The sequence below is a fragment of the Streptacidiphilus sp. EB103A genome, assembly GCF_041261405.1.
Taxonomy (GTDB): Bacteria; Actinomycetota; Actinomycetes; order Streptomycetales; family Streptomycetaceae; genus Streptacidiphilus.
Genome location: NZ_JBGCAQ010000005.1, coordinates 220,347 through 241,049, shown reverse-complemented (window position 1 = coordinate 241,049; position 20,703 = coordinate 220,347). Strand labels below are relative to the sequence as shown.

The 20,703-nt window shown below is 72.9% G+C and carries 20 protein-coding genes; 5 read left to right on the top strand and 15 right to left on the bottom strand.

The features are described 5' to 3' along the window. The first annotated feature begins 6 nt into the window (after positions 1–6). Positions 7–939 carry an SDR family oxidoreductase gene (locus tag ABH941_RS10270; RefSeq protein ID WP_370128399.1) on the top strand — a complete coding sequence of 311 codons (933 nt, stop codon included), beginning with the start codon at positions 7–9 and terminating at the stop codon, positions 937–939. Between the two features lie 959 nt (positions 940–1,898). Here ABH941_RS10270 and ABH941_RS10265 read toward each other — a convergent pair. Together ABH941_RS10265 and ABH941_RS10260 are read right to left on the bottom strand one after the other, a co-directional pair. Beyond that, positions 1,899–2,552 carry a class I SAM-dependent methyltransferase gene (locus ABH941_RS10265; RefSeq protein WP_370128398.1) on the bottom strand — a complete coding sequence of 218 codons (654 nt, stop codon included), beginning with the start codon at positions 2,550–2,552 and terminating at the stop codon, positions 1,899–1,901. A 97-nt stretch (positions 2,553–2,649) separates the two neighbouring features. Next, a complete protein-coding gene (locus ABH941_RS10260; protein WP_370128397.1) occupies positions 2,650–3,300 on the bottom strand; it encodes a TetR/AcrR family transcriptional regulator in 651 nt (216 codons plus the stop codon). A gap of 182 nt (positions 3,301–3,482) precedes the next feature. On the opposite strand from ABH941_RS10260, the gene ABH941_RS10255 reads away from it, so the two are divergent. The 3 genes from ABH941_RS10255 (at position 3,483) to fabG (ending at position 6,742) form a co-directional block, all read left to right on the top strand. Beyond that, complete coding sequence (locus ABH941_RS10255; protein ID WP_370128396.1) at positions 3,483–4,676, top strand: acyl-CoA dehydrogenase family protein; 1,194 nt, start codon at positions 3,483–3,485, stop codon at positions 4,674–4,676. Positions 4,677–4,705: 29 nt separating this feature from the next. Continuing rightward, positions 4,706–5,893, top strand: a complete 1,188-nt coding sequence (locus ABH941_RS10250; protein ID WP_370128394.1) for an acetyl-CoA C-acyltransferase — start codon at positions 4,706–4,708, stop codon at positions 5,891–5,893. A gap of 90 nt (positions 5,894–5,983) precedes the next feature. Next, positions 5,984–6,742 carry a 3-oxoacyl-ACP reductase FabG gene (fabG, locus tag ABH941_RS10245; RefSeq protein WP_370128393.1) on the top strand — a complete coding sequence of 253 codons (759 nt, stop codon included), beginning with the start codon at positions 5,984–5,986 and terminating at the stop codon, positions 6,740–6,742. Positions 6,743–6,751: 9 nt separating this feature from the next. On the opposite strand, the gene ABH941_RS10240 is transcribed toward fabG, so the two are convergent. Further along, entirely contained in the window at positions 6,752–7,774 is a 1,023-nt protein-coding gene (locus ABH941_RS10240) for an NAD-dependent epimerase/dehydratase family protein (RefSeq protein WP_370128392.1), read from the bottom strand. A 102-nt stretch (positions 7,775–7,876) separates the two neighbouring features. Further along, complete coding sequence (locus ABH941_RS10235) at positions 7,877–8,140, bottom strand: hypothetical protein (RefSeq protein ID WP_370128391.1); 264 nt, start codon at positions 8,138–8,140, stop codon at positions 7,877–7,879. A 144-nt stretch (positions 8,141–8,284) separates the two neighbouring features. On the opposite strand from ABH941_RS10235, the gene ABH941_RS10230 reads away from it, so the two are divergent. After that, complete coding sequence (locus ABH941_RS10230) at positions 8,285–9,790, top strand: SDR family NAD(P)-dependent oxidoreductase (RefSeq protein WP_370128390.1); 1,506 nt, start codon at positions 8,285–8,287, stop codon at positions 9,788–9,790. Positions 9,791–9,807: 17 nt separating this feature from the next. Here ABH941_RS10230 and ABH941_RS10225 read toward each other — a convergent pair whose 3' ends face one another. From ABH941_RS10225 to ABH941_RS10175, 11 genes are all read right to left on the bottom strand, one after another. Further along, positions 9,808–11,115 carry a hypothetical protein gene (locus ABH941_RS10225; RefSeq protein ID WP_370128388.1) on the bottom strand — a complete coding sequence of 436 codons (1,308 nt, stop codon included), beginning with the start codon at positions 11,113–11,115 and terminating at the stop codon, positions 9,808–9,810. Positions 11,116–11,190: 75 nt separating this feature from the next. Then, positions 11,191–13,998, bottom strand: a complete 2,808-nt coding sequence (locus ABH941_RS10220; protein ID WP_370128387.1) for a LysM peptidoglycan-binding domain-containing protein — start codon at positions 13,996–13,998, stop codon at positions 11,191–11,193. Positions 13,999–14,027: 29 nt separating this feature from the next. Next, entirely contained in the window at positions 14,028–14,480 is a 453-nt protein-coding gene (locus ABH941_RS10215) for a TadE/TadG family type IV pilus assembly protein (RefSeq protein ID WP_370128386.1), read from the bottom strand. Further along, positions 14,477–14,902 (bottom strand): TadE/TadG family type IV pilus assembly protein, encoded by a 426-nt coding sequence (locus ABH941_RS10210; RefSeq protein ID WP_370128385.1) that lies wholly within the window; start codon positions 14,900–14,902, stop codon positions 14,477–14,479. The genes ABH941_RS10215 and ABH941_RS10210 overlap by 4 nt, the downstream gene beginning before the upstream one ends. Positions 14,903–14,919: 17 nt before the next feature. Further along, on the bottom strand, positions 14,920–15,279 hold the full coding sequence (locus tag ABH941_RS10205; protein WP_370128384.1) for a TadE family protein: 360 nt from the start codon (positions 15,277–15,279) through the stop codon (positions 14,920–14,922). A 56-nt stretch (positions 15,280–15,335) separates the two neighbouring features. Next, positions 15,336–15,590: a hypothetical protein gene (locus ABH941_RS10200; protein WP_370128383.1), complete on the bottom strand. Its 255-nt coding sequence runs from the start codon at positions 15,588–15,590 to the stop codon at positions 15,336–15,338. Between the two features lie 2 nt (positions 15,591–15,592). Beyond that, a complete protein-coding gene (locus tag ABH941_RS10195; RefSeq protein WP_370128381.1) occupies positions 15,593–16,471 on the bottom strand; it encodes a hypothetical protein in 879 nt (292 codons plus the stop codon). Further along, entirely contained in the window at positions 16,471–17,403 is a 933-nt protein-coding gene (locus tag ABH941_RS10190; RefSeq protein ID WP_370128379.1) for a type II secretion system F family protein, read from the bottom strand. Before ABH941_RS10190 ends, ABH941_RS10195 begins: the two co-directional genes overlap by 1 nt. After that, entirely contained in the window at positions 17,400–18,953 is a 1,554-nt protein-coding gene (locus tag ABH941_RS10185) for a CpaF family protein (protein ID WP_370128378.1), read from the bottom strand. Before ABH941_RS10185 ends, ABH941_RS10190 begins: the two co-directional genes overlap by 4 nt. After that, a complete protein-coding gene (locus ABH941_RS10180) occupies positions 18,950–20,008 on the bottom strand; it encodes a hypothetical protein (RefSeq protein ID WP_370128376.1) in 1,059 nt (352 codons plus the stop codon). Before ABH941_RS10180 ends, ABH941_RS10185 begins: the two co-directional genes overlap by 4 nt. Beyond that, the gene (locus tag ABH941_RS10175; protein WP_370128374.1) at positions 20,008–20,700 is read right to left on the bottom strand and encodes an SAF domain-containing protein; all 693 of its coding nucleotides are present in this window, start codon (positions 20,698–20,700) and stop codon (positions 20,008–20,010) included. The genes ABH941_RS10180 and ABH941_RS10175 overlap by 1 nt, the downstream gene beginning before the upstream one ends. Positions 20,701–20,703: the final 3 nt, after the last annotated feature.

Below are 20,703 nucleotides of genomic sequence, written 5' to 3'. Positions count from 1 at the left end.
GACATGGTGAGCGGTTCCGACACCTCGCATTCTCCACCCCTCGATGTGGTCACCGGAGCCTTCGGCTACTCCGGCGCGGCCATCGCCGCGCAGTTGCGCGAATCCGGCCGCCGCGTGCGCACGCTGACCGCCCACCCCGAACGGGCGCCGTCCCACACCGACATCGAGGTCCACCCGCTCGACTTCGACGACCGCCCCCGGCTCACCGAAGCCCTGCGCGGCGTGGAGACCCTCTACAACACCTACTGGATCCGCTTCCCACGCGGAAGCCTCGACCATGCGGCGGCCACGGCCCGCTCCCAGGTCCTCTTCCAGGCCGCCGCCGACGCCGGAGTGCAGCGCGTCGTCCACCTGTCGATCACCCACCCCGGCATGGACTCGCCGTACAGCTACTTCCGCGAGAAGGCACGCACCGAGGCGGCTCTCGTCGGCACCGGCGTGCCGCACACGATCCTGCGGCCGGCCATCCTCTTCGGCGGCTCCGGCGTCCTGCTGAACAACATCGCCTGGCTGCTGCGCCGCATCCCGGTGTTCGCCGTCGGCGGGGACGGCAGCTACCGCATTCGCGGCATCCACGTGGACGACCTGGCCCGACTATGCGTCACGGAAGGGACCCGGACCGGCAGCGCGGTCCTGGACGCCGTCGGACCGGAACGCCCGACCTTCGACGAGCTGGTCCGCACCATCGCCGAAGCCGTCGGCAGCCGCGCCCGCCTCGTCCATGTCCCCGGTGCTCTCGTCCCGCCCGTCGCCTCAGCGCTCGGCCTGTTCCTCCGCGACCGCCTCCTCACCGCCGACGAGTACCGCGCGATGGCCGACGGCCTGGCCGACACCGACGGCCCCGCCACCGGCACCACCGCCCTGAGCGACTGGCTCCGCCACGAGGGCCCCACCCTAGGCCGCCACTACGCCAACGAACTCACCCGCCACTACCGCTGACCCGCGCCACCGAGGCGCCTCGGATCCGTGCGCCCCGGGACAGAGAGCACCCGCGCACCACCACCCGGCCGGGGGCGGGGACGGGGCCGGCTCTGGCGCGGAGCGTTTCGCGGTGGGCGGGGGTGGCGCCCCACGCTTGCAACGGCAGCGTGCGGCGGGGCGAGTTGCCCGCCGTCTCCCGGGCTCCGCCCGAAAAGATGCGGCTTCGCCGCGCAACAAGGCCGGGGGCGGGACGCTCTGGCGCGGAGCGTTTGGCGGTGGGCGGGGGTGACGCTCCACGCTTGCAACGGCAGCGTGCAGTGGGGCGAGTTGGCCGCCGTTTCCCGGGCTCCGCCCGGAAGGAAGCGGCTCCGCCGCGCGACAAGGGCCGGGGGCGGGGGCGCTCTGGCGCGGAGCGTGCGGCGGGGCGCGGGGCTGGGGGCGGGGGCGGGGGCGGGGCGAGTTCACCGTTTTGGGGTCACTCGACCTACTTTGGGTCACTCTTTCGACGTCATATCGGACATAGCGGTCACAATTCGTCGGACGAGTGACCCCAAAGTAGGTCGAGTGACCCCAAAATCGGATGCCTCGGGCAAACCGGGGTCACTTTCGGGACAAGGTGTCACTTGATCATGCCGTTATGCCTGATTCATCCAGATATTCGTGTACCAAAAGTGACCCGATGTACGAAAAGTGACCCCGGTCCAGCCGAAGACACACAGCAGGAACGTTTCTGCAAACCCGGCACCGGCGCGCCACCCGGCAACGCACGCCCCACCACCCCCTCCCCTCCGCGCAGTTGGCCGCGAGCGACAGCGAGCCACCCCAGCCCGGGACCGACCGGCGTGCCCCACGGAGGCGACGGCGGGTCAGCGGGAGCAATCGCGCACGTCACAGACGGCGTCGGGACGGGGGCTCGGTCGCCCGGCGGGCCCGGAGCGGGCCACGGCGCCTGCCTATGGTGGCGCCTCCACCACCCGTCAGCCCGCCGCGGCCGACCGGCGGCGGAGCTTCAGGGTGTTGTCGGTGTGGGTGATCGTGATGCCGTCCGGGGCAGGGCGGGTGGCCTCGTAGTCCTCGCTGACCAGGGTCTCCCACTGGCCGGCGGGGAGGTCCAGGGCGGCGAGGACCTCGTCGGGGTTGGGGAGTTGCATCTCGGGGTGGTGGTTGTGCTCCCAGTGGGGGGTGCCCGAGTGGCCGACGATCAGCAGGACTCCGCCGGGGGCGACTGCGGCGGCAGCGGCGCGGAGGATCCGCTCGCGGGGCATGGTGTCGCCGCGGGAGTGCAGGAACTGCGCGGAGACGAGGTCGAAGCTCCCTGCGGGAAAGGACGCCCCGAGGTCGTGCCACTGCCAGTCGATCCGGTCCGCGACTCCGGCCGCCGCCGCCTGCTCGGCCGCGCGGTCGAGGGCGACCTGGGAGATGTCGGTGGCGGTGACCTCCCAGCCCTGCTGGGCGAGCCAGATGGCGTCGCCCCCTTCGCCGCTGCCCAGGTCCAGTGCCCGTCCCGGGGCCAGTCCGGCGGTCTCGCGCACCAAGGCCGCGTTGGGGTTTCCGCTCCAGATCCGGTGGCTCTCCCGGTAGCGGGCGTCCCAGAAGGCGGCGTCCGATTCGCTCGTCACATCGTCGGTCATGGGTGTGTCCTCCAGGGCTGGTGGTGTCGGGCGGCCTTCGTTCAGATGGTCCGCCCAGCCGGTCGCGAAGGACAAACTCTGTTGCCGAGTCGGCAAACTACGCGCCAGCGCCGGCGGCGTTACGTCCGTACTGCAGCGTCAGTCCTTCGATCAGCGCGCTGATCCCGGTCTCGAAGGCGCCCTCGTCGATGCTGCGCCGGTGCTCGGCCAGCAGGTGGGCCTGGTCGAGGTGGGGGTAGTCGGCGGCGTAGATCTGCCGGTCGTCCACGAAGCCGCCGGCGAAGGAGCCGAGCGCGGAGCCGAAGACCAGATAGCGCATCAGGGCGCCGATCCGGGTGGCGTCCCCGCGCGGCCAGCCCGCGTCGACCAGCCCGCCGAAGACCGCGTCGGCCAGCCGCAGCGCGTTGGCCCGCCGGCCGGGACCCTGGGCCAGGACCGGGACGAGGTTGGGGTGGGCGACCAGCGCGGCCCGGTAGCTGTGGGCCCAGCGGGCCAGGGCGTCGGCCCAGGTCTCCTTGTCGATCTGGACCCACATCGACAGATCGACCTCCCCCAACACCTCGTCCACCACCGCGTCGAGCAGCGCGTCCTTGGTGGCGAAGTGGTTGTAGAGCGACGGTCCGCTGACGCCGAGCACGGCGGCCAGGCGGCGGGTGGAGAGCGCGGCCAGACCCTCCGAGTCGACCAGGTCCAGTGCGGCCGCGACGATGCGGTCGCGGCTCAGCAGTGGGTTCCGCGGGCGGGCCACGGCGCACCTCCGATTCGTTGGCCGGTTCATGGGCCGATCCAGGGACAGCTGCCCACAGCTGCGGTCCGGGCACTTTCCAACAGGTGTACGGTCGGGTTAGAGTCCAAAAACTTGCAGCGCTAGTTTATTGCCAGAACCCGGCGCAGCACCAACCAAGTCCCACCCGTCGCCTGAGGACCACCGTGAACCTTGAGCTCAACGAGGAGCAGGCCGCCGTCCGCGAGCTCGCGGCCGACTTCGTCAACCGCGAGATCATCCCGCACGCCACCGCCTGGGACCGCGCCGAGCAGGTGGACCGGGGCATCGTGAAGAAGCTCGGAGCGCTCGGCTTCCTCGGGCTCACCATCCCGGAGGAGTACGGCGGCTCCGGCGGCGACTACCTCTCCTACGTCCTGGTCACCGAGGAACTCGGCCGCGGCGACTCCTCCGTGCGCGGGCTGATGTCGGTGTCGCTGGGCCTGGTCACCAAGTCGATCAATGCCTACGGCACCGACGAGCAGAAGCACCGGTGGCTGCCCCGGCTGTGCGCCGGCGAGGCGCTGGGCTGCTTCGCCCTCACCGAGCCCGGCACCGGGTCCGACGCCGGCAACCTCTCCACCCGGGCCGTGCGCGAGGGCGATGGCGACGGCGACGACAGCGGCGACGGCGACCACTGGGTCCTCAACGGCGCCAAGATGTTCATCACCAACGGCACCTGGGCCGAGGTCGCCCTGGTCTTCGCCCGCACCGGCGGCGACGACCCCGAGCAGGCCGGGCACCGGGGCGTCAGCGCCTTCCTGGTCCCCACCGACACCCCCGGGCTGACCCGCACCACCATCCACGGCAAGCTCGGCCTGCGCGGCCAGCCCACCGCCGAGCTGGCCTTCGAGGACGTCCGGGTCCCGCACAGCGCGATGCTGGGCGAGGAGGGCAAGGGCTTCCAGGTCGCCATGGCGGCCCTCGCCAAGGGCCGGATGTCGGTGGCGGCGGGCTGCGTCGGCATCATCCAGGCCTCGCTGGACGCGGCCGTCGCCTACTCCACCCAGCGCGAGCAGTTCGGCAAGCCGATCGCCGCGCACCAGCTGGTGCAGGAGATGCTGGCCGACATCAAGGTCGAACTGGACGCCGCCCGGCTGCTCACCTGGCGGGTCGCCGACCTCATCGAGCGCGGGCTGCCGTTCCGCGCCGAGGGGTCCATCGCCAAGCTCTACGCCTCCGAGGCCGCCGTGAAGGCCGCCAACACCGCGCTCCAGGTCTTCGGCGGCTACGGCTTCGTCGACGAGTACCCGGTCGGCAAGTACGTCCGCGACGCCCGGGTGATGACCCTGTACGAGGGCACCAGCCAGATCCAGAAGCTGCTCATCGGCCGGGAGCTGACCGGCATCAACGCGTTCTGACCCTCCCAACTGCCGCAAGGAGCCCCACCATGCGCCCCGTCTACTTCGCCGCAGCACGCCGTACCCCCATCGGCCGGCTGCGCGGCGCGCTGTCCACCGTCCGTCCCGACGATCTGGCCGCCGTCGCGGTACGCGCCGTGCTGGACAGCGTGCCCGGGCTGGACCCGGCCAGGATCGACGACGTCTACTGGGGCGCGGCCAACCAGTCCGGCGAGGACAACCGCAATGTCGCGCGGATGGCCGTGCTGCTGGCCGGACTGCCCGACTCGGTGCCGGGGGCGACCCTCAACCGGCTCTGCGCCTCCGGGCTGGAGGCCGTCACCACGGCGGCGCGAGCGATCGGCTCGGGCGAGGCGGACATCGTGCTGGCGGGCGGCTCGGAGTCGATGAGCCGCGCCCCCTTCGTCCTGCCGCGGGCCGAGGTCGCGCTGCCGCACAGCGCCGAGATCTTCGACACCAAGCTCGGGTGGCGGATGGTCAACCCGAAGATGCGTGAGCTGCACGGCGTGCTGTCGATGGGCGAGACCGCCGAGGAGGTCGCCGCGCGCTACGGCGTCAGCCGCGAGCAGCAGGACGCCTTCGCCCTGAGCAGCCATCTGAAGGCGGCGGCGGCAAGGAAGAACGGCCTGTTCGACGCGGAGATCGTGCCGGTGACACTGGCCGACGGCACGGTGGTGAGCGAGGACGAGTCGATCCGCGCCGACACGACGCTGGAGAAGCTGGCCTCGCTCAAGCCGGTGTTCCGTAAGAACGGCACCGTCACGGCCGGCAACGCCTCGCCGATGAACGACGGCGCGGCCGGGCTGCTGCTGGTCAGCGAGGAAGCGCTGGGCGAGCTGGGCCTGGAGCCGCTGGGACGCTATGTCGCCGGGGCGAGTGCCGGGGTGAACCCGGACATCATGGGCATCGGGCCGGTCCCCGCGGTGCGGCGGGTGCTGGCACGGACCGGACGGGACATCGGCGGGTTCGACACGGCCGAGTTCAACGAGGCGTTCGCGGCGCAGGCGCTGGCCTGCGTGAACGAGTTGGGTATCGACCCGGAGGTGGTCAACCCGCAGGGCGGGGCGATCGCGCTGGGGCATCCGCTGGGCGGTTCGGGGGCACGGATCCTGACGACGCTGCTGCACCGGATGGCGCGGACGGGGGCGGGGCGGGGGCTGGCGACGATGTGCGTGGGGGTCGGGCAGGGGTCTGCGGTGCTTGTTGATCGGGACTAGGACTCGGGTTGTGGGTGGCTGGGCGCGCACGCTTTGAATCAAGCACAGCCCCGCGCCCCTGGGTAGGTGCAACGTTCTCTGGAGTGGATCATGACTCGTTTTACCGGGCAGGTCGCCGTGGTTACCGGGGCGGCGCAGGGTATTGGGGCGGCTACCGCTCTGCGGTTGGCGTCGGAGGGGGCGGCGGTGGCTGTCGTCGACCTCTCCGTTGAGCGGGCCGCGGCGACAGTGGAGGCGATCACCGCCAAGGGCGGGACAGCGCGGGGGTACGGCTGCGACGTGGCCGACATCAACGCTGTGGAGGCGGTGTTCGCCCAGGTCGCCGCCGATCTGGGCGGGATCCACATCCTGGTCAACAACGCCGGGATCACCCGCGACAACCTGTTCTTCAAGATGCCGAAGGACGACTGGGACGCCGTCATCACGGTCAATCTCACCAGCGCCTACAACTGCTCGCAGATCGCCCAGCGGTACATGTGCAAGCAGAGGTACGGCAAGATCGTCTCGCTGAGTTCGCGCTCCGCCCTGGGCAACCGTGGCCAGGCCAACTACGCCGCTGCCAAGGCCGGCATCCAGGGCCTGACCGCGACCCTGGCCATCGAGCTGGGCCCCTTCAACATCAACGTCAACGCCGTCGCCCCCGGCTACATCGCCACCGGCATGACCGCCGCCACCGCCGAGCGGGTCGGCGCGACTCCCGAGCAGCACCAGGAGCTCGCCGCCGAGCGCACCCCGCTGCGCCGGGTGGGCCGCCCGGAGGATGTCGCCTCGGTGGTCGCCTTCCTGGTGTCCGAGGATTCGTCCTACGTCAGCGGCCAGACCCTGTACGTCAACGGCGGGGCCCGCTGAGGCGGTGGCTCAGGCGCGGGCGTCCCAGGCCGCGAGGAGTTGCCGTTCGCGGTCCGGGGTCATCAGGCGGTCGTCCCTCTGGCTGTGGTGGACGTCGAAGGCGTCGTCCATGCCGCCGGGGGCGAAGAGCCCGGCAGCTGTGTCCCGGATGGAGTCCGGGACCGGGCGGCAGTGCAGGCCGGCGGCGATGGCCTTGGCCGAGGAGGGCGACCAGACGGCGGCGAACTCCTCGTTCGCCGGGGCCCAGAGCGGGAGCTCGGTCCAGGGCTCGACGTTGTGCTCCTCAAGGAAGGCGTCGTCCAGCCAGACCAGCTCAGCCTTGCCGCCGGTGGCCTCCACACAGGTGCCCAGGTACTCGCCCCAGGTGGTGTTGGCCGGGGTGCCGCTGGTGAGGTAGGTGCCGCTGCTGCCGTCCTCGATCCGGTCCAGGCCGAAGATGGCGATGTCGCGGGCGTCGATGAGCTGCATCTCGCGGTCGGGGCTACCCGGGGCGATCATCCGGCCGCCCTGGGCGGCGCGGCGCAGCCAGACCGCCAGGCGGCGGGCGCGGTCGCCGGGGCCGAGGATCAGGCCGGGCTCGATCACCAGGGTGCGGCCGGGGAAGCCCTCGGTGACCGCGCGTTCGCAGCCGACCTTGAGCTTGCCGTAGTCGCCGTCGTCGGGGCCCGCGTCGGGCTCGCACTCGTGGCGGAGGGAGCTCTCGTCGACAGCCTTCTCGGGGAATTCCGGGTAGGCGTTGATCGTGGAGATCATCAGGTAGGTGTCGGCCGACTTGGCCAGGGCCGCGACGGAGGCGCCGACCACGCGGGGGACGTAGCCGCAGACGTCCACGACCGCGTCCCACGGGCCTGCGGCGGCCAGCCGCTCCAGGTCGGCGCTCTGCTCGCGGTCGCCCTGGACCGCGGTGACACCGGGCTCGTCCGTGCCGGACTGCCCGCGGTTGAAGGTCGTCACCTCCCAGCCGCGCGACAGCGCCTCCTGCACGAACGCCCGTCCGAGGAACACCGATCCACCGATCACAAGTAGCTTCATGTGAGCGAGTGTCAGCCGGGCGGACGGACAACCGAAAGAGCCTTCTGCCGTCAGCAGAGAATGTCAGCCAACGGCGGAAGGAGCGCGTGGGGGCTTGCCTGCTCAGCTCGCCTGTGCGCGCCAGGCGTCGACGCCGGCCTGGGAGGCGGCCTTGGAGACCGCCTTGGCCTGGCGCATGGCGCGGGTGGCCATCTCGGTCGGTGGGGTCTCGAGCTGCTGGACCCAGCCGCGGCCGGCCGTGACCAGGGCGGTGCCCGCGATCGCGGTGCCGAGGAGGGCGAGCATCGCGCCCGTGCCGGTGAGGACCGCACCGGCGGCCAGCATGCGTCGGTTGACCTGGAAGGTCATCATCTGGTTGTTCGCCATACCCCTACCCTGGGGGTGACCGGTGCTGCCTGCCTCGTGGGTGGGCCATCCGGGTTTGGTCTGCGGCCCGGCGTTGCGTAAGGTGTCGCAGTTGGCATCGCCACACCTCACCACCTCCCCGATCCACGGAACGGCAGCAGCGGCATGAGCGCAGGACCCGACGGCGGCACGACCCTCACCGAGGTCCCGGTCGAGACCGAGGTCCCGGTCGAGGATGTCCCCGGCATCGAGCCGGAGCGGCTGAAGCTGGCCCTCGCGGTCCTGGCCGAGCTGGACCGGCTGCCGATCGACCACCCCGACGCCATCGCCGTACGGCTGGCCACCGCCGGGCTGTACCGGACGGTCAAGCACCGCCGCCGGCAGGAGCGCCGGGCCGCCAAGACGGCCAACGACCGGGCCGTGACCGAGGCCACCGCGACCGGCGCCGCCGACAGGATCGACGACGAGACCCAGGGCCTGCAGCTCACCAGCGGGACCAGCGGTCCCATCGCGGGCGTGCTGGAGCGGCCGCGCTCCTGCTACATCTGCAAGACCCGCTATGTCGAGGTCGACGCCTTCTACCACCAGCTGTGCCAGCCCTGCGCCCACGAGAACCGGGCCCGCCGGGAGGCCCGCACCGATCTGAGCGGCAAGCGGGCGCTGCTCACCGGCGGGCGGGCCAAGATCGGCATGTACATCGCGCTGCGGCTGCTGCGCGACGGCGCCCACACCACCATCACCACCCGCTTCCCCAATGACGCGATCCGCCGCTTCACGGCCATGCCGGACAGCGCCGAGTGGCTGCACCGGCTGCGGATCGTCGGCATCGACCTGCGCGACCCCTCGCAGGTGATCGCGCTGGCGGACTCGGTGGCCGAGCAGGGCCCGCTGGACATCCTGATCAACAACGCCGCGCAGACGGTGCGCCGCTCCGCGCAGGCCTACGCCGAGCTGATCACCGCCGAGGACGCGCCGCTGCCCGCCGGGGAGCTGCCGGAGGCGGTCGTGCTGGGGCGCTTCGACCTCAGCCGCCAGCCGGCCCTGCCCAGCCAGTCCCGCGGCGAGCGCGGCGCGCTGAGCGCCCAGGCGCTCACGGCGCTCGCGCTGACCAGCGGCTCGGCCGCGCCCGCGCTGGTCGAGGCGGGGACGGCCATCGACGCCGGCGGGCTGGTCCCGGACCTGGACCCGGTGAACAGCTGGAGCCAGAAGATCGACGAGGTCGACCCGATCGAGCTGCTCGAAGTGCAGCTCTGCAATGTCACCGCGCCGTTCATCCTGGTCAGCAGGCTGCGCCCGGCGATGGCCGGCTCGGCCGCGCGGCGCAAGTACGTGGTGAACGTGTCCGCGATGGAGGGCCAGTTCAGCCGCGGCTACAAGGGCCCGGGCCACCCGCACACCAATATGGCCAAGGCCGCGCTGAACATGCTGACCCGCACCAGCGCCCAGGAGATGCTGGACCAGGACGGCATCCTGATGACCGCCGTGGACACCGGCTGGATCACCGACGAGCGTCCGCACCCGGACAAGATGCGGCTCGCCGACGAGGGCTTCCACGCCCCGCTGGACCTGGTGGACGGCGCGGCGCGGGTGTACGACCCGATCGTGCGCGGGGAGCAGGGCGAGGATCTGTTCGGGGTGTTCCTGAAGGACTACGCGCCCTCGCCCTGGTGAGGTGGACGCGATAGGTCTCAGCTGCTGGTGAGCGAGCCGGTCAGGCGGGCGAGGTGGCGTTCGACGGAGCCCGGACGGCTGGCGTCCGGGACGTCGCGGCGCAGGGCGAGCAGGTCCGGGCCCAGCCGGCGGGCCTCCTCGTCGTCCTCGATGGCGCGCCAGCAGGCCTCGGCGTTGGCCGCCGCCTGGGTGGTCTCGGGATCGTCCGAGCCCCGGGTCTCCAGCAGGCTGAGCGCGACCGCGCGGTAGAGCTCGGCGGCATCAGCCTGCTGTCCGGCCAGGCGGGCGACATGGGCGTGGACCTGGCGTACCCGCAGTGCGACCTCCGCGTGCGGGCCGTGCTCGGCGACTGCCTCGTCCTCCAGCTCCTGGGCGAAGGCGACGGCCCGGGTGTGCTCACCCGCGTCGGCGGCGGCCACGATGACGCTGATGGCCACCCGGTAGTCGTCCGGAGCGGGCTCCTCCTCGGCGACGGGGGCTTCCTCTTCAGCTTCAGCGGCGCTCTCGTCGAGGTCGAGGGTGCGCAGGTGGGCGGTCGGCGCGGTCGAGGGGAGCGGCGGGGTGTCGAACGGCGGCGGTACCAGGACCGGCTGCTGCGGGGCGGCTTCGAGGCGGCGGGCCGTGTTGCGGAAGATCTGCCGGCCGGGCGCGTGGGTGACCACCAGCAGTACCTCGGGACGCAGCACCGAGTGCACCTGCTGGTGCAGTTCCTCCGGTGTCAGTGTGCCGTTCGCACCCGGGCGTCCGCCGTGCAGGGCCTCGATCAGGGCCCTGGTGAAGGTGCCGACCTGCTGCGGGTCCGGGTTGACCGCCGCCCACAGCGGCAGCCCCGCGCCCAGCGGCGAGGGCACCACCCGCAGCGGGGGCAGCACCGCCTCCTCCGCACTGAGGTCGGCGACGACCAGGGTGGCGGCCTCGGCGGGACGCAACCGGATCTCCTCGGCGACCGACGCCCAGGGCAGCTGGGAGCCGCCGAGGTCGAGTTCGGCCCCGCCGGTGCGGCGGTCCCTGACCAGGTGTCCGCCGATGTGGATCAGCAGCGGTCCGGGATGCCGCACCGAGGCGCGCAGATGCGCGAGGACGCCAGGGGCGTCGGTGGCCGCGGTCAGATGGACGGTGTCCACGGCGTCGGCGGCGAGCAGCACCTGGGGGGCGATGGCGGCGATGATCGTGGAGAGCCCGGGGGCGGGACGGCCGACCCGCGGCGGGAAGCGCCGCGAACTCTGCCCGGCGCCGCCCTCGATCACCAGCACCCGGCCGCGCGGCCCGGACTGAGCCTGCCGACCAAGAGAACCATCGCCCGGCGCCAACGTCTCGCCCGTCACCACGCCACCCCGTCCCCGCAGTTCCGCTGCGATCGTCCAGAAGCGACACCCTACCGTCGGCGGACAGGAGGCTTCTCAGCCGGTGCCCCGAAGTTCGGCGATCAGGGCGTTGGTCTCCGGTTCCAGCGGCCGTCCGGTCCGCTTGGGGAGGCGTTCGAGGCGGGTCACGGCCTTGTTGAGCTGCTCGACGGCGCCGGCGTCGGCATAGACGCAGAGCAGGTCGCGGTGGAGCAGTTCGGTGTCGGGGGCGGGTTCGAGCCCGGCGAACGCGGCCGCCTCGGCGCCCTGGTGGTCGCCAGCCCGGAGCCGACGGAGGATCAGCTCATGGGCGGCCTCGACGGCCTCCGGGGAGTCGTCGGACTCGGGGTCGTAGCCGGCGGGGACGGCGCTGGGGTAGGCGGAGCGGCTGCGGACGGCCCAGGGGTCGAGCGGCGGGGCGAGTTCCGACCCCGGTTCGGGGAAGCGGCCCTGACCGGGCGGGGGGAAGGTCGGGGCGGGCTGAGGTTGGGTCTCGGGCGCTGCCTCCGCCTCGGACGGGGACGTTTCCTGCGGCCTGAACCAGGAGTTGAGGTCCGGGCCGGCCGCGTCCGGGTCGGTCTCCCGGAGCAGCGCGATCCACTGCGCGTACTGGTGGTCCGTCAGCCGCTGCAGTTCGATCCCCAGTCCGAGCCCCGGCAGCTCGGCGCGGCCGCGCGCGGGGAGCGTCCAGCGGGCCATCGGCCCGGCCCCCGGCGGGGGTGCGGCGGTGACCACGGCGACGCTGCCGCGGGGGCTGGCGTCCAGCAGCCTGCCCAGCGCCTCGGGGATGCTGCCGCTCGGCGCGGTCGGGCAGAGCACGATGTCGGGGGCCCATGCCTCGCTGACGATCCCCCGACCCCGGGCCTCCCTGGGGGTGGCCGCTCCTGCCTCCACCAGGGACTGACGCACGGCCAGGTCCCGGGCGACCACCGCCGCCACCGCGTCCTCCAAGGTGGCGTGCATGTGCAGCCGCCCCTCGGCGGCCGCCTCCAGTTCGTCGGCGACGCCGACCATATGGATGTTGACCCCATCGGCGAGCGGGGTGAAGGCGAGTTCCAGGGCGAGGGTGCGCAGCACGTCCGCGATGTCTCCCGGCGACCCCGAGAGGTGCACCAGGCGCACGGCCTCCAGGTCGACCAGGACGACGCTGCCGTCCTCCGTCGTGCCGAAGCTGACCAGGCCCGGGTAGGGCGCGGGGACGGTGTCCGCCTCGGCGGGCGGCAGCAGGCCTTCGGCGTCCGGGGTGCTCCACCAGACCGTGGATGCGTGGGCCGCCTGGAACGGTGCGAGCGGCACTGCCGGGGCGGAGAGGTAGAGCTCGACGGTGTGTGCCGGGGTGATGCGGGCCGCAAGCAGAGCCGGGAGGCGGCGGCCCTCGCTTACCGCGGTGGCGGCGAGGCTGCGCAGGGCGCGGTCGAGCAGGTCGAGCCCGGATGCGTCCTGACGTGCGGTCAGCGCGGCCTCGAAGGCGGAGGGCTCCGCGAGTCCGGCGATCGGGACGGCGGCGGCGAGTTCGGGGAGGGGGGACGGGACGGGGCTGAGGTCGGGGTCGGGGGTCGGGGTGGAAACGCCGGGAAGCGGGGCGAGCAGCGCGGGGGGAAGCGGTACGGGGTCGGGTCCGGGGCGCGGGCGGGCGGTGGAGCGGCCGACCGGACGGGGCGCGGGGCGTACGACACGGTTGCGTCGACGCAGGGCGACCGCGCCGACCAGGACGGCGGCGAGCACCGCGGTTCCGCTGAGGATTTCGCTCTCGGACACGCCGGAGCCGTGTTCGGCGGGCGGGGAGACGGGTGCGGCGGCGGTGTGACTTGGGGATGTGGAGGTGGGGGCGGAACGAGTGGGAGCAGCGGTCGGGGTCGGGGTCGGCGCGGCTGTCTTCGTCGGCGGGGTAGTGGTGGTGGGTGGGGTCGTCACGGGCGCCGTGGTGGTCGGCGGGGTCGTTCCCGTGGTGGGGGTGGGGACCGTCAGCACCATGCCCGGCTCGATGAGGTCCGGGTTCTCCAGGCGATCGCCGTCCGGCGCGCTGACGCCCTTGTTAGCGGCGAACAGTGCCGGCCACTCGTCGGCGTTGCCGAGTTCGCGTTGCGCGATGGCGGAGAGCGAGTCCCCGGCCGCGACCTTGACCTTGACCTCGGTACCGGCGCCGGACTTCGCGGTTGGCGGCGCCGAAACCACCGACACCGCGTCGGCCGGCATCAGCAGCACCCAGCCCGGCTGGATCGGCCGGTCCGCGTCGAAGCGGCGTCCGGCCGCGTCCATGGTGCGGCCCTGGTTGAGCCGGGCGATCTCGTGCCAGCGTGACCCCGAGCCGAGGTGGCTCTCGGCGATGCTCCAGAGGCTGTCGGCCGGGCGCTCGTTGCGCACCGTGTAGGTGGGCGGCTTGGGCTTGGCCGTCTCGGTCACGGTGGCGGCGGCGCCGCTGATGGCATGCGAGACCTGATCCGCCGTCGCCGCGACCGGCGCGTGCACACCCACCGTGGTGGTGACCGAGGCGGGGGTCGCCGCGAGCGCGGCTCCGGCCGTGGGGAGCAGCGCCAGCACTGCACCCACCAGCGTGCCCGCCATCCGCTGGCTCCAGCCGAGCGCCACGATCCGCCGGGCGCTGCGACCGCGCAGCTGGGCCGGGATCTCGACCACGACCGACAGGGCGAAGCACAACCAGGCCAGCCAGCCGATGACCACCAGTGCCCAGAGGAACAGGTTGCCCTGGTCGGGTTGGGTCAGCAGGTCGACGATGCCGGAGCGGGTCGGATCGCCCTGGCGGGTGACCGCCAGGGTGCCGAGAGCGAGGACCCCGGGCAGGCCGACGAGCAGCAGGGCGAGGGCGACGAGAGCGACGAGGCCTCGCAGCAGGAGACGGAGCATCAGGGCTACTCCACGATGGGGGCGGTAGGTCATGGACCGGTACTGGGGACTGCGTCGGGGCTGGTGACCCCGGGGACGAGGCGGGCGCTGCCGTGTCCGTTGACGGTGATGTCGCCGATGCCGAACAGGCCGAGCATGGTGGTGTGGTAAGGCATGGCCACGCTGACGGTGATGGTCTGGTCGGTCGCCACCGAGGTGCCGGTGACGTTGCTGGCGCCCAGGTAGGCGTTGGCCGCGTTCTGGGCCGCCTGCGGATCCAGGCGGATGCCCTTGTTCTGCAGCAGCGCGGCCCGGTCGATCTGCTGACCGCCGGCCCTGGCCGCCTCCTCCGCGACGGCGTCGGCGCGCTCGATGGCGCGCAGCCGGCCGCCGCCGTCGATGATCAGGCCCGACAGCATCAGCAGGGCCGTCGCACAGATCGCCACGAAGATGGACAGGGCACCGCGTTCGGACGCTTCGGGAGGTGGGGTCGGCGTGCTCATGAGGCCCGGTAGAGGTCGATGACGGAGGTGAAACTGCTGGTCATGGTCGTGCTGCCGGGCAGGCCGGGGACGGTGAGGTCCCCCAGTCCGACGACGCAGCTCACCGTGACCTGCACCGAGCCCGCCTGGTTCTGCGTGGCCGGTGCGAAGGCCACCTGGATCGACTGCTGGCCTCGGCAGGCGACCCCTTCCTGGTTGAGCGTCGCCGCCGCCGAGTCTCCGGCGGCCTGCGCGGCGGCGTTTTGGGTACGGGCCAGCGAGGCGCTGCGAGCGGCGTCCCGCGCCGCCGCGTCGACCACCCCCTTTGCGGTCTCCACCCGGCCGGCGGCGATGACCAGCAGGAGGAACAGCAGGATCGCCGGGACGAGGATGGCCGCCTCGATCGCGATGCTGCCCTGGTCCCGGTGCTGGTCGGGGTCCACCCCTGTCCCTCCTTTCCTCACTGTGCCGTGGCCGGTACGAAGCGCTCGACCGGAGCGGTGATCGTCTGGGTGATGGTGATCCCGGGCAGGAACGGCAGCAACGACTGCGCCTGCACGCTCACCGTGGCGGTGACCGTGGTGTTGGAGGCCGTCACGCTGACCCGCCGACCCGTCAGCCCGCCCGCCACCCGGTCGAGGAAGCTGTTCGCCTGGGTCTCCCCCGCCGCCGGGTCGGCCTGGAACAGCCGCTGCGCTTCGCTGCCCTCGCGGGCGGCGGTCAGGGCGATCTGGCGGTCGTACCACCAGAGGCCGCCCTGGACCGTGAGCAGGATCAGTAGCAGAACGGGCGGGAAGACCAGAGCGAGGCTGATGGACATGGTCCCGGCGTCCTTGTCCTTGCGGAACGCCGGTCCAGTCCTCAGTCGTCGCTGCATCAGGGGGCGACGATCTTGCCGGACTCCGAGGTGACCACCCTGGTGATGGCCGCCACGACCAACCCTGCGGCCACGATCAGCACAAGGACCAGCAGCGCCAGTTCGATGCTCAGCGCCCCCTTGTCCCGGTCCTCGTGTGCGGCGGACACCCGACTGATGCGGTACCGCAGATAGTGCACGCCTGATAGCAGGGGCAGCGGTGCCCTACGGCCGCCTTCCTCGATGCGGGTCCGAATGCGCTTGGCGATAAGCATGATCAACCTCCGTGGAGCATCTGGTAGAGAGCGGGAAATGCGATCAGAGCGGTCATCAGGGTGACGAGCGCGGAGCCGGGCGCGACCATGCGTTCGCTGTCGACATTCGCCTGGTCCAGGTCGTCCGTGAGCAGTTCGGCGCGCAGATTGCGGGCCCGGGCGCGCAGCGCGCGGTAGACGGCGGCTCCGTCGGTGCCGGAGATCCTCATGATGTCGGCGAGATCCTGAAGGGGCGTCAGTTCCAGTTCCGCCGAGAGGGTCTCCAGTCCGTCCCAGGGCGGCAAACGGTCCAGCGCGGCCCGGTCCAAAGTGTCGGAAAGTCGGAGGAAGACGGTGCCCCTGCCCACCCGGGCGGCCCTGTGCAGCGCCTCGGCGGGGCCGCAGTCGGCGGCCCGTTCCAGGGCGACGAGTTCCAGGTAGGCGGCGATCCCGTGCAGGTACTCGATCCGCGCTTCCTTGGCCTCGCTGCGCACGATAACGTCGGGGAGGAACCAGAACCCGGCCGCGAGCAGCAGTGAACCCAGCACCGGCACGGCGATCGGCAGCGTGCCGCCCATCGCGCCGTAGCCGAACTGCATCAGTGGCGGCAGCAACAGACCCAGCAGCGCGAACATCGCCTTGTGCCCCATGAAGCGGGCCGGGGTGCGCCCGATCAGCGACAGCTCCCGGGTCGGAATCCGCACGCCCGGCAGACCGAGCAGCCTGCGGCCGATGCGCTCACCCAGATCAGCATCGGCATCTTGGGCCCGGGGCCGGACCGGTTCGCGGTGCAGCCGTTCCAGGGCCGAGCTCAGGTCCGGTGGCGCCGGGCGCAGTTCGGACGCCAGGACGGCGATGCCGATGCCGAGGGCGGCTCCGGCGACGATGAGCCAGGTGAGCATCAGGGCACCTCGCTCGGGGCCAGGTCGGCGGGCAGTTCAGCCTCCGGCAGAGAGGCGGTGGGCGCGCGACCGGTGCTGCTGCGCCGGTCCGCTTCCAGGAACCGCGGGGTGGGCTTGTGGCTGGCGAGGCTGCGCATCCACCAGATCACCGCGAAGAACGCCATCGCGATCAGTACCAGCACCAGCTGCCCGAGCGGGGTCCGGTACGGCGCGGTGTAGGCGCGGTTCAGCGAGCCGACCCCGATCACTCCCAGGATGATCATCACCATCCAGCGCACCGTGGCCCGGTGCTTGGCCCGGTCCGCCTCGATGGCGCGGCGTTGCCGCACCTCCTCGCGCACCGACTCGGCGAGGTCGGCGAGCGCGCTCGCGAGGCCGGGTCCCCGGTCGGCGGCGCGCAGCAGCAGGGCCGCCAGGACCTTGTCCGCGGTGGAGTCGTTGAGCTCGTCGGCGAAGGCGCGCAGCGCGTCCTCCGGGGTCCAGCGGGACTGGAGCCGTCCGACCAGGTCGGTGATCTGGCGCTCCAGCGCGGCGGGGGCGGTGCGGCGGCTGGTGACGATGGCCTGTTCCAGACCGACGCCGAGGAGCAGCACGTCGGCGATCCGCTGGGTCCATTCGGCCAGTGCCTCCAACTGCTCGATGCGGCCGGTGTGGGAGCGGGTGGAGGCGAGCAGCCAGGGGACCAGGAAGACCAGCGCGGGCAGCAGCAGCGCCGTCAGCGGGACGCCGGTGTAGAGCCAGGCCCCGGCGCCGGCCGCCACCGCGATGCCGATCTGGATCCGCCGCCGGGACAGGTCCTCGGCCAGCCGTTCGGAGCGGCTCGGTCCCGGCCGGTACTGCTCCGGCCTGGGCTCGCTGCCGCGCAGGAACCAGACCAGCGCGACCAGCCCGGCCACCACGGCGGCGCCGCAGAGCATGTAGAGCAGCGTCACCTCGCACCTCCGGCCGTGATCCGAAGGTCCAGCGGCCGGCCCCAGGACCCGTGCGGGGAGTCCAGCAGCCGGGCGTCGAAGCCGACCCGGCGCAGGTCGTCCAGGCAGGCCGGCGGGGTCTGCGGGACGGCCCGTTCCTCCGCTCCTCTCGGGCCGAAGATGCTGTTCAGGGCCGGACGGCCGCTCTCCCCCATGCCGACGACCTCCAGGACGTGCGAGACGAAGCGGTGCCGCCGGCCGCCGATGGGCGTCTCGTCGACCATGGTGACGTGGACGACGAAGTCCAGGGCGTTGGCGGTGAGCCGGTAGGCGAGGGTGTCGGTCATCTGCGAGCCGTACTCCAGGCAGAGTTCGGCGATGCGGTCGATGACCATGTGCGGGGTGCGGGCGTGCAGGGTGCACATCGAGCCGCCCTCGCCGTTGGTCATCACCCGGAGCATGGGGACGACCTCGGCGGAGCGGACCTCGCCGACGATGATGCGGGTGAGCGTCATCCGCAGGGCCGCGGGGATCAGCTCACCGATCGTCAGCTCGCCCGCGGAGCGGCCGTCGACGCGTTCACCGTTGCCCTCGCGGGCCTCCATCGGGACGACCTGACGCAGATGGCCCAGGGTGTGCAGCCACAGCTCGTACTCGGACTCCAGGGTGCCGACCCGCTCGTCCGGGGGGATCTCGCCGGCCATGGCGCGCAGCAGGCTGGTCTTGCCGACACCTTGGGTGCCGGTGATCATGACGTTCTTGCGGGCCCGGATCGCGGCGGCGAGGAAGGCGGCGAGGGTGCTGTCGATGGTGCCCATGGCGACCATGTCGCCGAGGGTGGCGCTGGCGATGCGGTGGCGCCGGATCGCGACATAGGGGCGGGGGGTGACCCCGGTCATGGCCTGGAGCCGCATGCCTCCTTCCAGCCGCAGGGCCAGGGTGGGGCTGGACGTGGAGAGGCTACGTTCGCCGCCGCCGTGACGGCGCGCCAGGTCCTGGAGCAGCTCGATGAGTTCCTCGTCGCTGTCGGCGACCGGCGGCACCTGCCGCAGCGGCTGGTGGGCCCGTGAGATCCAGACGTCGTCGCAGCCGTTGACCAGGATGTTCTCGATCTCCGGGTCGTCCAGGTAGGGCTGCAGCCGGCCGGCCCGGAACAGCAGGTCGTAGACCGCCTCGGCGAGGGCGCGGTCCTCCTCGCGGGTCGGCGGCGCTCCGTGGGTGAGGGCGTAGGTGTCGGACCAGCGGGCGACGGCGTCCTCGATCAGCGCGCGGCCGCGCTGGCGCCTGGTGGCCGGGTCGGCGGCGGCGCCGCGCTGGTCGTCGAGCAGGGCGAGCTGCTCGTGCAGTTCGGAGGCGACCTGCCGCTTGAGGACGCGGGCGACCTGCGGGTCGGGAGCGGGGGCGGCCGCGAACGGGGAGACGGTGGGCGGGACCGCCGAGGCGGGGGACGGCGGTACCGGCGCGGGCAGCACCGGGTGCTGGACTGCGGTCGGCGACCAGGCGCCGAAGCCGCTGCCGTTGGCGGGTCCGGAGCCGTTGCCGTTCAACGGCGCTGCGTGACGGGAGGTCATCGTGCACCTCCGCTGGGCGTCGCGGCGTGCCGGGGCTGCGTGCCGGTGTCCGTTCTCCAGCGCGGCTCCACCTCCTGGCCGGGGCCGGTGGGGCCGCCCGGCGTCTGCGGCGCGAACGGCTGCGGTACGGGCTGGCGCGGCGCGAAGCCCGCGAGCGGGGCGGGTTGAGGCTGCGGTTGCTGCTGGTGCTGCGGGTGAGCCGCAGGCTGGGGTTGGGGCTCGGGCTGCGGGAACGGAGCGGCCTGCGGCGCGGGGGCCGGTGCGGAGGTGCCGAGCCGCAGTCGCCGGCGGCCCGTCAGCAGCCGGACCTCGTCGGCCGTCGAGCGCACCGCGCGCATCAGCGCCGAGCGGACGAACCGCCGGTCGCCGCTGTCGCCGCCGTCGGACAGCACCCGCGCGCTGCGCGGTTCGTACGGCAGCAGCCCCAGCACCGGTGCGCCGAGCGCCCGGCCGACCTCGGCCGCCGCGTACGGGCCCTCGTGCACCAGGATCAGCCCCAGAGCGTCGGAGCCGGTGCCGTTCGCGTCCAGGTCGCCCGCCAGCGCGGCCACCCTCGGCCGGGCCGCGCTCAGCCCGCGCAGCGTGGTGCGCACCGTGACCAGGACCGCGTCGGCGCGCCGGGCCAGCGGCGCGGAGGGGCCGTGGGCGCCGTTGCGGCCCAGGTCGACGATGACGTCGCAGCCGGCCGCGTCCAGGTCGTGACAGGCCGCCACCAGCGGCTCCCAGGTGTAGGCGAGGCCGGGGGCCTGGGCGGGGTCGGTGAGACCGGGAAGCAGCAGCCGGTTGCCGGCGCCGTCCGTGGAGAGGTCGACGAGTTGCTCCCACAGTGTCTCGGCCAGTCGCCCGCGTCGGTCGGCGACGGCGAGGTGGCGCAGTCCGTACCCGGCGTCCAGTCGGCCTTCGAGGGCCCCGGCGAGGACTGCGCCGCCGTCCGGGTCGCATTCCAGCAGGACCGCCCGGCGGCCCTCGGCGAGTGGCCAGGCCAGCAGCAGCGCCAGGGCCGTGGTGGTGGCCCCCGGGGCGCCGGGGCCTCCGCTGATCGCGACGACTGCCATCAGCCGCTCCCCTGGGCTGCCAGCAACAGGGCGAACTTCCCGCTCGCCGCGAGGTCGGCGACGGCCGCGCCCTGGGCGGACGGGACGGCGAGGTCCACGACGACCGTGCCGTCGGTGTCCGGCGTCCCGATGTCGACAACGGTCGCGGTCAGCGCGCTCAGGGCGTTCGCGGAGGACGAGCCGTTCCCCGACGACGAGTTGCCGGCCGCGGACGGGGTGGCCACCAGCACGATCCTGGTGCCGGGCTGCAGTTTCACGGCCGGGAGCTGGGTGTGCTTGGTGGCGACGCCCACCACCTGCTGGCCGGACTGCACCAGCGGCGCGTTGGTGAGGTCGCCGCTGGTGAGCAGGGTGCCGGCCTTGAGGTCGGCGGTGGCGCGCAGCCCGACCACCCTGCTGTTGACGGAGAGGGGCTTGAGCGCCGGGTCCAGCGGGATGTGGGCCTCCGTCAGATCGGCGCTGGTGATCGCCTGTCCGGCCGGGACGTTGCGGGCCAGGGCGATGACGGCGACGCGTTTGCCGGTCGCCGTGTAGAGCGCGGCGCCGCCGAGGCCGCCGGCGGCGATCAGCGCGACCGCGAGCGCGAGCACGGCCGGCCGCCGGCGACGGGCTCCGCCGATCCGGTAGGGGGCGGGGGCGCCCGTGGCGAGCGGTGGGCGGGTGGCCGTGAGCGGCCCGGTCGGGGTATCCACCGT